At 73.5% G+C, this 13,178-nt stretch carries 9 protein-coding genes; 3 read left to right on the forward strand and 6 right to left on the reverse strand.

Going from position 1 to position 13,178, the window contains the following annotated elements; all coding sequences use genetic code 11:
• Positions 1-5 precede the first annotated feature (5 nt).
• On the reverse strand, positions 6-335 hold the full coding sequence (locus tag FDO65_RS18425; RefSeq protein ID WP_137451209.1) for a rhodanese-like domain-containing protein: 330 nt from the start codon (positions 333-335) through the stop codon (positions 6-8).
• Between the two features lie 73 nt (positions 336-408).
• On the opposite strand from FDO65_RS18425, the gene FDO65_RS18430 reads away from it, so the two are divergent.
• Complete coding sequence (locus FDO65_RS18430) at positions 409-987, forward strand: arsenate reductase/protein-tyrosine-phosphatase family protein (protein ID WP_137451210.1); 579 nt, start codon at positions 409-411, stop codon at positions 985-987.
• An 80-nt stretch (positions 988-1,067) separates the two neighbouring features.
• Here the strand turns inward: FDO65_RS18430 and FDO65_RS18435 are convergent, their stop codons facing one another.
• The 4 genes from FDO65_RS18435 to FDO65_RS18450 form a co-directional block, all read right to left on the reverse strand.
• Entirely contained in the window at positions 1,068-2,414 is a 1,347-nt protein-coding gene (locus tag FDO65_RS18435; protein WP_166442285.1) for a sugar transferase, read from the reverse strand.
• A gap of 447 nt (positions 2,415-2,861) precedes the next feature.
• Entirely contained in the window at positions 2,862-3,779 is a 918-nt protein-coding gene (locus FDO65_RS18440; protein ID WP_137451212.1) for an Fpg/Nei family DNA glycosylase, read from the reverse strand.
• A 114-nt stretch (positions 3,780-3,893) separates the two neighbouring features.
• Positions 3,894-4,115: a hypothetical protein gene (locus FDO65_RS18445; RefSeq protein WP_137451213.1), complete on the reverse strand. Its 222-nt coding sequence runs from the start codon at positions 4,113-4,115 to the stop codon at positions 3,894-3,896.
• A gap of 79 nt (positions 4,116-4,194) precedes the next feature.
• Positions 4,195-5,616 carry an EsaB/YukD family protein gene (locus FDO65_RS18450; protein ID WP_166442286.1) on the reverse strand — a complete coding sequence of 474 codons (1,422 nt, stop codon included), beginning with the start codon at positions 5,614-5,616 and terminating at the stop codon, positions 4,195-4,197.
• A 226-nt stretch (positions 5,617-5,842) separates the two neighbouring features.
• Between FDO65_RS18450 and FDO65_RS18455 the strand changes: the two genes are divergently transcribed.
• Entirely contained in the window at positions 5,843-9,610 is a 3,768-nt protein-coding gene (locus FDO65_RS18455; RefSeq protein ID WP_137451215.1) for an FtsK/SpoIIIE domain-containing protein, read from the forward strand.
• Positions 9,611-10,072: 462 nt separating this feature from the next.
• Entirely contained in the window at positions 10,073-11,395 is a 1,323-nt protein-coding gene (locus FDO65_RS18460; protein ID WP_137451216.1) for an SAM-dependent methyltransferase, read from the forward strand.
• Positions 11,396-11,507: 112 nt separating this feature from the next.
• On the opposite strand, the gene pruA is transcribed toward FDO65_RS18460, so the two are convergent.
• A complete protein-coding gene (pruA, locus tag FDO65_RS18465) occupies positions 11,508-13,145 on the reverse strand; it encodes an L-glutamate gamma-semialdehyde dehydrogenase (RefSeq protein WP_137451217.1) in 1,638 nt (545 codons plus the stop codon).
• Positions 13,146-13,178: the final 33 nt, after the last annotated feature.

The raw sequence follows: 13,178 nt of genomic DNA on the forward strand, positions 1-13,178 counted from the left end.
CGCGGTCAGAGAACAATCGGGTCCCCGTCACCGTCGCCGACCATCGGCCGGCCAGCCGCGGCCCAGGAGCCCATGCCGCCGCGCACGTTCACGGCGTCCCACCCATTGCCGTTGAGGTAGGCGGTCACCCGGGCCGACCGGCCGCCGGACCGGCAGATCACGTACACCGGGTCGCCCTCGGGAACGTCGTCGAGCCGGTCGGCCAACTCCGTCATCGGCACGTGGACCGCGCCCGGGGCATGCCCGGCCTGCCATTCGTCGTTCTCGCGGACGTCCAGCAGGACGGCGTCGGCGGGAACCTGGTCGATGTCCACCTCGGGGAGTGCGTCGCTCACCCGCCCATGTTCCCACCGGCCGGGCCGGCGGCCGGGTCCCGGATCGGTCCGGTCGCGTCGTTAACCTGCTCGGGTGGGGACTTTCGGGGTGCTCGTCATCTGTACGGCCAATCACTGTCGCTCGCCGATGGCCGAGTACCAGTTGCAGGCGGCGGTCGACGCACGGCTGGGGCCGGGCGCGTGGGTGGTGAGCTCGGCCGGCACCCGCGCCGACGACGGCCGTCCGGTGCACCCGCTCACCGAGCAGGTCCTCGGCGAACGCGGCCTCTCGGCCGCCGGGATGACCGCTCGTCGGCTGACGCCCGCGGTGATCCGCTCGGCCGACCTGGTGCTGACCGCGGAACGCTCGCACCGGGCCGCGGTGGTCAGCGCCCTGCCCGCCGCGCTGGGGCGGTCCTTCACCCTGCGCCAGTTCGCCCGACTGGTCGATCACGTCGAGCCGCTGGCCGGCGACGATCCGGCGGAGCTGGGCCGGACACTTGTCGAGCAGGCCAAGCTCGCCCGCGGACTCGGTCCGATGGCCGGCCCGGAGGACGACGATCTTCCGGATCCCATCGGTCGTCCGCTGTCCGCCTATCAGACGTGCGCGGCGACGCTGGACGACGTCATCGCCCGCATCGTCCGGCCGTTGCCGGAGCTGGCCGCGCCCTGATCCGGCCGGCCGGGACCGGGCCCGGCTGGAAGTGACGTCGGGTGTGGGACCGCAGTCGCGGATGCCCGGCGGCCCGGGGGTCAGGCCTTGCCGACGCTGCTCAGCCGCCGGACGATGATGCGCCCCAGCACCCGCAGGTCCGGGCCGAGATGGGCGCCGTCGGTCTGGCTGTCCTCTCCTGTCGGCTCGCGCCACCGGCCCGTCCATCCGGGCCGGAGCCAAGGTGGGCCGGCCGCGCCGACCCCGACCGCGGGCAGCACCGGCCGCGGGCCGATCAGCGCCAGGTCCCCGGCGAGCACGTTCAGCAGGCCCGGGACGTTCTCTAGTCCCGATCGACGCAACACCCGCCCGACGGGGGTCAGGCGGGTCGCGGTCGACGAGGCCTCCCGATGGTCGTCGGGGGAACCTCCGTGAGTGCTGGCCACGCAGCGGAACGACCAGATGCGGAACACCAGGCCGTCTCGGCCGACCCGTTCGTTCTCGATGAAGACGGGCGGCCCCTGGGCTACCGCGGAGACGACGACGGCCACGAGCAGCACGGGCAACAGCAGAAGCGTCCCGGCGGCGGCCAGCAGACGGTCGATGACGAGGCGAGCAGCACGTTCCCACCGCGGCGGGCGTGGATCCACCGCGATCAGACCCAGATCGGGAACGCCACGGCCGGCGCTGAATCCGCCGACCAGGCGCACCGCGGCCGACGGCGGGTCGACCATCAGTCCACCAATGGAGGGGGCCGGAACCATGAGATCGGTGCCGACGCCGAGCCCCGTCCACGCGAGTCCGGCGATTTGGCTCGTGCTGTATCTCTCGGGTTCCGCCAGGACCAGCAGATCCGCTCCCGCGGTGCGTACCCATTCGGTCAGGGCCCGCGTCTCGTCGGTCGACGTGTCCTCGACGCGGATCGTCGTCACGACGCCCCAGATGTCCGGGATCCACGTCATCAGCCGCCGTCCCATGTCCGAGTCGGAACCGGCGACGAGGACCAGACTCGGCAGCGCACCGGAAGCCCTCATCGACCGGACCGACCGGGCGGCCGCAGCCCGAGCGATGAGCAACCCGGCCACACCGAGCGGGATCGACACCAGGAGGAAGGCCCGGAAGTGCTCGGCCGCGAAGAGGAAGCCGACCAGTCCCACTCCGAGGAACACCACGCCGGCCCGACGGACGATCGGGCTGGTGGTGGCCCGACCGGACCGCAGAGCGGTCACACACCAGAGATCGCTGAGATGGAGCAGGATCATCCAACCCGCGGCGATTCCGAGAGCCCAGGGGGCTGCCTCCGGATAGCCGGTCGCCCCACCGGTCCCGGTGCCGTCGCCTCCGCCGGACACCCAGGGCAACCGGCTGATCGCCGGAGCGCTGCCGAGGAGGGCGGCGACGATGATGACGGCGCAATCGACGGCGATCACCCGCTGCCGATGCCTCATCCACCACCGGGCCGGTCCGTCGGACACCCCGGAGGACGACCGGCCGGTCCGCGCCGGGAGGGACGGGGAGTCCACGGGCCGCGCCGCCCACTGATGTCGCAGGTCCGTGTCGTAGACCCGGTTGTACTCGCGTGTGGGCCGCCCCCGGATGACACCCCGCGGAGGAAGCCAACGTCCGGGCCGACGAACGCGGACAGGGCTGGTCGCGAACAGCGATCGCGCCGTGGCCATGTCGCCGCCCACCGTCCCGGGTGTCGCCCGTGCGCGGATTCGTCACGTCTGCAGTCATCCTCGACCGAAGTGACGGGCCGCTCCACCGTGCCGCGGGGCGGTTCACCATTTCGGGTAACGGCCGGTCGGCGCACCGGTGACGGTCGGTCGGTGGCCCGACCACGGGAGGTCGGAGCTTTCGCGGTCGGGCCCCGGTGGGCCCGGCCGCCGCCGACCTCACTTGTCCAGTCGGGACCGCCGTCGGTCGGCCAGCCGCCGCCCCTGGGTCTGACAGGTCGGGCAGTACTGGAACGACCGGTCGGTGAACGACACCTCCGCCACCTGGTCGCCGCAGACCGGGCAGGGCAGCCCGGTCCGCGCGTGCACCCGCAGCCCGGTACGTTTCTCGCCTTTCAACCGGGCGGCCTCGCCACCGACCGAGCGGTTCACCGCGTCGTGCAGCACGCGCTGCAGGGCGGCGAACAGCCGGTCGAGTTCGGCGTCCCCCAACGACGCCGCGGTCGCGAAGGGCGACAGCCGGGCGGTGTGCAGGATCTCGTCGGAGTAGGCGTTGCCGACCCCGGCGAGCACGGTCTGATCGGTGATCACCGTCTTGATGCGCCCCGAACGCCCCGCGAGAACGGCGGCCAGCCCGTCGCGGTCCAGGGACAGCGCGTCCGGCCCCAGACGGGCGATGCCCGGCACCGCCTGCGGATCGGTCACGATGGCCGCCGCCACCGACTTGCGGGTCCCGGCTTCGGTGATGTCGAAGCCCACTCCGCCGGTCAGGCGAACCCGCAGGGCGATGGGTCCGCCCATCTTGGGTGGGGTCGGCGAGATCGCGTCGGACCACCGGAGCCAGCCCGCCCGAGCGAGGTGCACGACGAGGTGCCAGTCCTGCGCTCCCGTGGCCGCGTCGGTCAGCGAGGGGTCCGACGCGGGGGCCGGGCCACCGACTCCCGGCGCAGTCACCACGTCGAGGAACTTGCCGTGCCGGCCCGCTCCGACCACCACCCGTCCGACCAGGGCGGACGGTGGTGGGTCGTAGGTCGTCATGACGTTCAGCGAGCTCACCGTGACGGCCTCGATGACGCGCCCCACGGCGTGGTCGACCAGGAATGCGGCGAGGGCAGTCACCTCGGGCAACTCGGGCATGCGCCCCAGTGTGCCGACGCGGGCTCCGGTCTGCAGGCCGCCCGGGCTTCCGGTCCGTTGCGCCGACCAGACCCGAGACGGGATGCGGCTCGGGCTGGCCGGGCGGGCCGGCGCTCACTGCACGCGTCCGATTGCCAGGCTGGCGGCCAGCAGCACCGCGGTGAGAACGATCCCGCACAGCATGGCGGCCCGCAGGCTGTGGCGCGGTTCGATCATCGCGGCGGGGGTTCCGGCCAGCGCCCGCGCGATGCGTCGTCGCTGCCAACGGGCCAGCGCCACGGTGGTGCGCTCCGGAGTGGAGTCCGCTGGTACCTGCCAGGCCGAGGCCCCGCTCATCGATCTTCTCCTCGCCTCACCGAAGCACCGTTCATCCGTCGGCTCTGCACCTGCGCCGTCTCCCCATCGCTGTGCCTGGTCAACTCGCACCCGGCCACCACTGGCCCAGCCAGGGGACGACGCTCCACTGCAGAGCACCCGACGCGACCGGAATCACCAGGCACACCAGCACCCGTTCCGCGGCGCCCGTCAGCCGGCGACGCGTGGCCCCCATCGCCGGCGACAGGGGACCGACGCGGTCGGCGATCACGCGGAAGGCCCCGAAACCGACGGCGACCCCGACGACGGCAACCGCCAGCCGATCCGCCGGGGAGTGCGCTGACGCCAGGGCCAGCGCGGTGACCGTCATCGCCGCCGATCCGGCCATCGGGATGGCGGCTCGCCGGGCACCGAGCGTGCGTCCCCGCGTCGCGAGCACCACCGCCAACGCCCCGGCGGTCAGGACATCGGACGGACCGCTGTCGGGCAGGCGCGCGGCCAACGCCGCCACCGCTACCGCGACCACCCCGGTCAGGGCACCGATCAAGACGGCGGCGGCCCGCTCGGTCGACCGGCCGGCCACGTCCGCCGGCACGCCGTCGACCCCGGCCCGGCCGTCGACCCGCAGCAGACCGGTCGCGGCCACCACCACGGCGGGCAGCCACCCGATCAACACGACCGCGAGCACCGCCACCCCCCTCAGCGCGACCTCCGCACCGATGACCATCGCTCCGACCACCACCAGCAGGAGCGCACCGACCCCCGCCATCCCGGCCGCCAGCGGCGCCCACCCGGCGGACGTGCCGGTGTACAGCTCGTCGGCGTTCGCGCGGGTCCGAGCAATCGTCCACAACCCGCCGACCAACGAGGCGGCCGCCGTGGCAGCGGCCCCACCGGCGCCCAGGACCACGCCCGGCGCCGTCGGGGCCACCGCCCCGACGAGGGCGCAGCCGGCGGTCGCCGACCAGCCCAGGCCGGCGGCCGCGGCCACCGACGGCCAGCCCCGGGCCTTCCCCTCGGACGTCCGCACGGGGGCCCGGGCAGCGGTCCAACCGGCCAGCAGCGCGAGGACGACCGCCGAGATCAACAGCGCGAGCGACGGGGACGTCACCACCGTCGGATCGGTCAGCACCCACCCGACGGCCAGGACGGCCGGCAGCACGAGCAACGTGGTCATCACCAACCCGGCGGAGTCCGACCGCTGACCTCCGATCGGGGGCCCGTCGTCCGGCAGCCGGTCCCGCACACTGCGGACGGCCGGCGGGTCCCGGTGCACCTCGGCCGGTCGCACAAGCAGCACGGCCCCGTCGGCGACACCGGCACCGGCGAGAGTGGACGCGGCCGGTACCGCTGACGACCCGACGGGGACGAGTTCCCAGCCGAGCTGCCCTGGGGGTACGCCCACCGCCCGGGCCAGCGCCGGCAGGAGATCGGCCACCGGCACAGCGGACGGCACGACCAGATCTGCCGTGCGGTCACCACCTGCCACCGTCACCGCGCGGTCGATCATCTGCTGGTTCATCACCGGCATCTCCCTCCCACCTCGCCGCACCGAACGGTCACGACAGCGGGACCGTGCCACAGCCGGAATCCGAACGCCGCTGCTGACGACGAGCTGTGGACAAGTGCACGGGAAATGCCCCGGATGTGGACAACTCCGCTACGTCGTCGGCCGCTCGGCCTAGCGTCGGCGCCGGTGGGTCAGTCGACCCGCCGTGACCCCCGAAGGGATGGTGGCGCCGGTGTCCGTGAGTTCCGACCCCGTGACGGCCGCTGGTCCGGACGATGCACCGACAGCGGCGGCGTCACCGACACCCCAGCTCCCGCCCCTGCCCACGCTGCCCGAACCCGCGTCGGCGGTCGCCGGGGTGGCCATGGTGGCGCTGCCGGTCGCGTCCGGCGCCGGTGCCCTGGTCATGGCCCTCGGTCGCCCCGGGTCGCCCCTGGCCGTGGGCTCGCTCGTCGTCCTCGTCGCGTCGGTCCTGGTCGGGGTCCTGCTGCTCGCCGGGCAGCGGCACAGCAGTCGAGCGCGCCTGCACCGCCACCGCCGGCGCTACCTGGGCATCGTCGACGAGGTCGATCGGCAACTCCGGCTGTCCGGACGGGACCCGGGGAGGCCGCCGACCTCCGGACGGACGGTGCGGGTCGGGGTCGCGATCGCCGAGCGACCGGTGCCGCAGCCGCGACCCAGCTCCGACGAACTGGCCGAGGTCGACCCCGTCTGCGCGGCCGCCGTGGCCGATCTGCGCCTGCGCCGCGGCACCGCCCACGGTGTCCCCTTGGAGCTGCCGTGGGCGAGCGCCCCACTCCTGACCGTCGTCGGACCCGAGGATCAGGCCCGCGATCTGCTGCGTTCCCTGCTGTTCGATGTCGTCCGGTACCTCCCGCCCCGTCAGCTGGCCGTCGTCGTGCGAGGCGACGGCGCATCGTGGGCGAGATGGCTGCCCCACTGTTCATCGGCCGCCGTGTCCGGGCGAGGGGGCGGCCGGCACGGCGATCTCGTCGATCCGGCCGCGGACCCGTTGCCCCGCCTCCTGGCGATACCGGGCCTGTCCGCGGTCATCGAGATCGACTTCCGCCCGCGACGGACGCTCCGGACGGGCGGTCACGGCGACGACCCCCGTCTGCACCGGTGGTTCCGTCTCGACGGCGACGCCCCGGCCGGCTCCACCTCCCTTCGCATCACGATCGAAGCGGACGCTGCGGTCACGGTCTGTTCGTCCCACGGCCAGGTGAGCGGGCGGGCCGACCTGCTGTCGCGGGCACAGGCCCGGATGCTCGCCCGCGACCTCGCCGTACGCCACCAGCAGTCGCCACCGGCGCGGCCCTCGGCGGCCGCCGACGAGTTGAGCGAGGTGGCTCCGCCGTCCGGCCCCGGTTACCTCCGCGCCGCCGTCGGGCACCGCCCCGATGGAACGCCGGTGGTGCTGGATCTCAAGGACGCCGCCCAGGACGGAATGGGACCCCACGGCCTCGTCATCGGCGCCACCGGCGCCGGCAAGTCCGAGCTGCTGCGGACGTTGACGCTGCGGCTCGCCCAGCGGCACACCCCGGACGACCTGGCCCTGATGCTCGTCGATTACAAGGGTGGCGCGACGTTCGCCCCGTTCGCCGGGCTGCCCCACGTCGCCGGGATGCTGACGAATCTGGCCGATGACGACGGGCTCGTCGAGCGGTTCGCCGCTGCGCTGCGCGGCGAGTCGGCCCGCCGGCAGGCCCTGCTGGCCCGCGCCACCGTTCCCGACATCACCGCCCACCGACGGCTGGCCGCGCCACCGGAGCCGCTGCCCACGTTGCTCGTCGTCGTCGACGAGTACGCCGAACTGCTGGCCGCGCACCCGGACCTGGCTGACCTGTTCGTGCAGCTGGGCCGCATCGGCCGCTCCTTGGGCCTGCACCTGCTGCTCGCGACCCAGCGGCTAGACCCCGGGCGCAGCCGAGGCGTCGAGGGCCAGCTCTCCTACCGGGTGGTCCTCCGTACCTTCACCGCCGCCGAGTCCCAGGAACTGCTCGGCAGTACCGCCGCGTTCACGTTGCCGCACACCCCCGGCGAGGCCCTGCTGGGGCGGGCGGGGCAGGACCCCACCCGCTTCCGGGTCTCCTCGTGCACCGTCGCCGACGCGGATCCGGTCATTCCCAAACTGTCCGGGCCGCTGCCGTTCCCGGTGTCCTCGGCGACCCTCGACCGGCTCGGTCGACTGCAGCGCCTGCACGACGAACCCTTCACCGCGATCGCCCCGCCAGACCCGGCTGAGGCCCTGCCGGCCGCCGTCGCCGCGGTGACCGCCCGATGGGGTGAGGGCTCGGCACTGCAGCGACCGGTCCGTCCCATCTGGCTCCCCCCGTTGCCCCGCCGGCTGCGGTTGACCGACCTGCCCCACCGCGAGGCGACGGGACGGGCCGCCGTACCCCTCGGTCTGCTCGACCGGCCCGAACAGCAGCGGCAGGAGGCGCTGACCTGGACCCCGGTCGACCAGCCCAACCTGCTGATCACCGGCGCCGGTCGCACCGGCCGGAGCACGACGCTGCTGACGGTGATCGCCGCGATCGGCTGGACGGCGACCCCGGGCTCGACAACGGTCTACGGCGTCGCACTGGGTGGTTCCGACCTGACCGCGGCGGCGACGTGGCCGCACGTCGCCGGGGTGGCCGCACCCGATGACCCCGATCACGCCCGGCGCTTGCTGGGTCTGATCGTCGAGGAGATCGACCGGCGGGAGCGGGCCACGACGGGCGCGCCGCGCTCACTGGTGCTGCTGGCCGTCGACGACTGGGCACCCAGTACGGCGCTGGACGACGACGTCGACCGGCTGGTCGCCGACATCGCGCGGCGCGGACCCGCCGTGGGGGTCGCCGGTGCGGTCACGACGGCGGCCGGTGTGGCGCTCCGCGGCCGGCTGGCCGCGTCGTTCGGCCTGCGGATCGAACTCCGGCCGGCGGACGCCTTCGAGTCCACCATCGACCGGCGTCGGGCCGCGGCGCTGCCGGCGCAGGTGCCCGGTCGCGCCCTGGTGGCCGACGGGTACGCCCAGATCGCTCTTCCGCCCGAACCGCCGGGCGGGTGGGCTCCTCCGCGTCGTCCCCGGGTGGCGGAGGAGACCGCACCACCGGACGCGCTGGGGACGGAGATCGCCCGGCGCTGGTTCGGACATCGGGTCCCCCGTCGGCACCCCCTGCCGGTACGAGTGCAGCTGTCGACGCTGCTGGCGACGACACCGACGGCGGATCCCGAACCGGTGGGCGCCGACCCGCACGGGACATCGGTGATCCTCGGCGTCGAGGAAGCCGACGGCCCGCCGGTCCGGCACGTGTTCGGACGGTCCGACCCGCACCTCCTCGTGGTCGGAGACCCGGGATCGGGGCGGACCACGGCACTGCGGGCGGTGGCCCGTCAACTCAACGACGTACGACCGGAACCGCTGTTGGTGGCCATCGACCTGCGGGACGGACTGATCGCGGCCGGCGATCACCTGCCCGGGGGCGCCGGCCGCCCGTCGCGAGTAGGTGAGGCGAATCGCATCGGCCACGTCAGGTGGGCGGCGACGGTCCAGCGGGCCGACCAGCTCGGAACCGTGGTCGACAGCGTGCTGCGTCACGTGCGCTCCGACCCGTCACCGCAGGAGCACACTGCCGGAGCCCCCGTCCCGACCCGGGCACCGGTGTTCGTCCTCGTCGACGACGAGGAACTACTGGCTTCCGGGGGAGGTCACCCGCTGATGCCGCTGCTGGGGGCGTTGCGATCCGGGGCCGACCTGGGTCTGCATCTCGTCGTCGCGCGGGCCAGCGGCGGCTACGCGCGGGCCCGCTTCGAACCGCTGCATCAGGCCCTGGCCGACCTCGGAACGCCGACCCTGCTGCTCTCCTCGTCGGCCGAGGAAGGTGCCCTCAACCACCGGTTGCGACCGCGGCGGTTGCCACCCGGCCGCAGCCAGTGGGCGGTGCGCGGCGGAGCGACCCGGCTGCTGCAGCTCCCGGTCCCGGACGACCCGACGCCGCCCGAGGCGCCGCAGTGGTGACGAACAGCTCGGCCTGGCTGATGCGACCGCGACCTGTCGACGGGCGGTCGACGGACCAGGAGCGCAACGTCCGGCCGCGAAACGCAGGAACTCGACCCGACGTCCGTCGGGCGCGTCGATGCGATGATCACTCACCGAAGCCAGGACGAACACAGCGTGGCCGGGCAGCCATCACCAGGTCGCGGATCCAGCAATCTTGGCCAAGCCAACGGTCGGCCGGCTCCGAAACACCGGTCAGATCGGTACAGGACACGTTGCACCGCACCCGCCCGGCGCCACCGGACGGGCCCACGCACTACCGACCCGGAAGCCGTGAGTGTGTGGCGAACGGGCAAGATGACCGAGCCGAACGGGGGTCACCCCCCGGTCGGCTCACCGGCACCCTGCCGGGCGGCGAGCCGCCGTCGACGGCGCACCACGGGACGGTCCGCAGCGCGGACCAGCACACGGAGGTAACGCACCATGGCCCTGCTCAGCCCGTCCCGCACCCCGGCGATCCCCCGCCCGGCTGCGGGCGTGTGGCCCGGGTTGTTCGACGTCCCGCGCTCCCCCATCCACGCCGCTGTCGCCCGCCGCCTGACCCGGGCGGCCGTCTCGTCGCTGCCGATCTCCCTCACCTTCCCCGACGGCACCACCTGGGGCACCGGGGGTCCGCGCCTGCAGGTCGTCCGACCCGACCTGTTCTTCCGACGGCTCGGCACCGACGGGCTGATCGGGTTCGGCGAGGCGTGGATGACCGGTGACCTGACCAGCGGCGACTGGCACCCGGCCGCGGTGACGGGTTCACCCACCGGTCCGACGGCCGAACGGATCAATGAGGCGACCGACGAACTCGCCGCGGCGCTCACGGTCATGGCCCGGCGGATGTCCGTCCTCGTCCCCGAGCCGCTGCAGAAGCTGCGCAGCGCCTGGCAGCGCCGGCCCCCGTTGACCGCCGACAACACCCCGACCAACGCGCGGGAGAACATCCACCGGCACTACGACTTGTCCAACGACCTCTTCGAGCTGTTCCTCGACCCGACCATGACGTACTCGTCGGCCTGGTTCGAGCCCGGTGACGACCTGCGGGCGGCGCAGATCCGCAAGATCGACGGCATCCTCGACCTGGCCCGGGTGGGGCCAGGGATGCGCATCCTGGAGATCGGCTCCGGCTGGGGCGCGCTGGCCATCCGGGCGGCGACCGAACGGGGAGCCCGGGTCACCACCCTCACCCTGTCGCAGGAGCAGAAGGCACTGGCCGAGCGGCGCATCGCCGAGGCCGGGGTGTCCGACCGCGTCGACGTGGTCCTGCAGGACTACCGCGACCACGCCGCCGTCGCCGGCGGGGCCTACGACGCCGTGGTCTCCGTGGAGATGATCGAGGCCGTCGGCGAGCGTTACTGGCCGGACTACTTCACCGCGGTCGACCGGATGCTGGCCGACGGGGGCCGGTTCGCCGTCCAGGCCATCACCATGGCCCACGAGCGCCTGCTGGCCACCCGCAACGGCTACACCTGGGTGCACAAGTACGTGTTCCCGGGCGGGATGCTGCCGTCGATGACGGCGATCGAAGACGTCACGAAGGCCCACACCGGGCTTCGGGTCAGCGAGACCCGCCGGCTCGGACCGTCCTACGTCCCCACCCTGGCCGAATGGCGGCACCGGTTCAACGACCGCCTGCCGCAGGTCCGGGCCCTGGGCTTCGACGAGACCTTCATCCGGATGTGGAACTTCTACCTGGCCTACTCCGAGGCCGGGTTCGCCGCCGAATACCTCGACGTGTGGCAGCTCGGCCTGTCCCGCTGACCGACCGGCCCGGGCCGCCCAGGACCACGTCGGGTCGGCCCCGGACGGGCCGACCCGGATGCGATCCGACCAGCCGGCCGACCTGTCCCTCAGTCGGAGCCGAACCTGGAGGTCACCCCGGGTCGGGCGCCTGGTGGGGGTAGTCGACGGTGGTCGGCGGCACGAACGTCTCCTTGATCGACCGGGGCGACGTCCAGCGGGCCAGGTTGGCCATCGACCCGGCCTTGTCGTTCGTACCCGAACCCCGGGCGCCCCCGAACGGCTGCTGGCCCACCACGGCGCCGGTCGGCTTGTCGTTGACGTAGAAATTGCCGGCCGCGAACCGCAGGTCATGGGCGGCCCGGGCGACGGCGTCGACGTCCCGGGCGATGATCGAGCCGGTCAGCGCGTACGGGGTGGCCGCGTCGACCTCGGTGAGGATGTCGCCGAACCCGTCGTCGGGGTAGACGAACACCGACAACACCGGACCGAAGTACTCGGTCGTGAAGATCTCGTCCCGCGGGTCGGAGCCGACCAGCACGGTGGGCCGCACGTACCAGCCCACCGCGTCGTCGACCGTCCCGCCGGCCAACACCTGAACGGAGTCGACCGACCGGGCGCGGTCCAGGGCGGTGCGCAGCCGCCCGAAGGACCGGCCGTCGATGACCGCGCTGGTGAAGTTGCCGAAGTCCTCCACCGACCCCACCGTCAACGCCTGCGTCGCGTCGGCCAGCCCGTCCCGCAGGGTGCGCCACAACGACTGCGGGACGTAGGCCCGGGACGCCGCCGAGCACTTCTGCCCCGAGTACTCGAACGCCCCCCGCACCAACGCCGTCCGCAGCACGTCGACATCCGCCGAGGGGTGGGCGACGACGAAGTCCTTGCCGCCGGTCTCCCCGACGATCCGCGGATAACCGCGGTACCGGGCGATGTTCGCGCCGACCGTTGCCCACAGCTGCTGGAACACCCGCGTCGACCCGGTGAAGTGGATGCCGGCGAGGTGCTCGGAGGCCAGCAGCACCTCGCTGATCTCCGGTCCCGACCCCGGCAGCAGGTTGATGACGCCGGGCGGCAGACCTGCGGCGGTCAGCAGGTCCATCACCAGCGAAGCCGCGAACTGCTGCGTCGGGGAGGGTTTCCAGATCACCACGTTGCCCATCAGGGCGGGCGCGGTGGGCAGGTTCCCGGCGATCGCGGTGAAGTTGAACGGGGTGATGGCGTACACGAACCCCTCGAGGGGCCGATGATCGGTCCGGTTCCACACCCCCGGCGCGTTGACGGGGGGCTGTTCGGCCAGCAGCTGCCGGGCGAAGGCCACGTTGAAGCGCCAGAAGTCGATCAGCTCGCAGGCCGAGTCGATCTCGGCCTGCTGCACGGTCTTGGCCTGGCCGAGCATCGTCGCCGCGTTCAGCCGGGCCCGCCACGGCCCGGCGAGCAGATCGGCGGCCCGCAGCAGGACCGCGGCCCGGCTGTCGAAGTCGAGATCCCGCCAGCCGGGGGCGGCGGCGCGGGCCGCGTCGATGGCGGCGTGCGCGTCGGCGGCGGTCGACTCGGCCGACCGTCCGAGCACCCGCTGATGGTCGAAGGGCGCACAGACGGTGAACTCGGCGCCCGCGGGTCGACGGGCCCGACCGCCGATAACGGCGGGCAGGTCGACCGGCTCGGTGACCGCCGCCAGGGCCTGCCGGATCGACGCCCGCTCGGGCGAACCGGGGGCGTAACCGAGCACCGGCTCGTTCACCGGTGTCGGCGGGGTGCTCACGCCGGTCACCGTCGCACCGTTCACCATCTGATCCGCCCTCCG

Origin of the sequence: Nakamurella flava (assembly GCF_005298075.1) — a bacterium.
GTDB lineage: Bacteria > Actinomycetota > Actinomycetes > Mycobacteriales > Nakamurellaceae > Nakamurella > Nakamurella flava.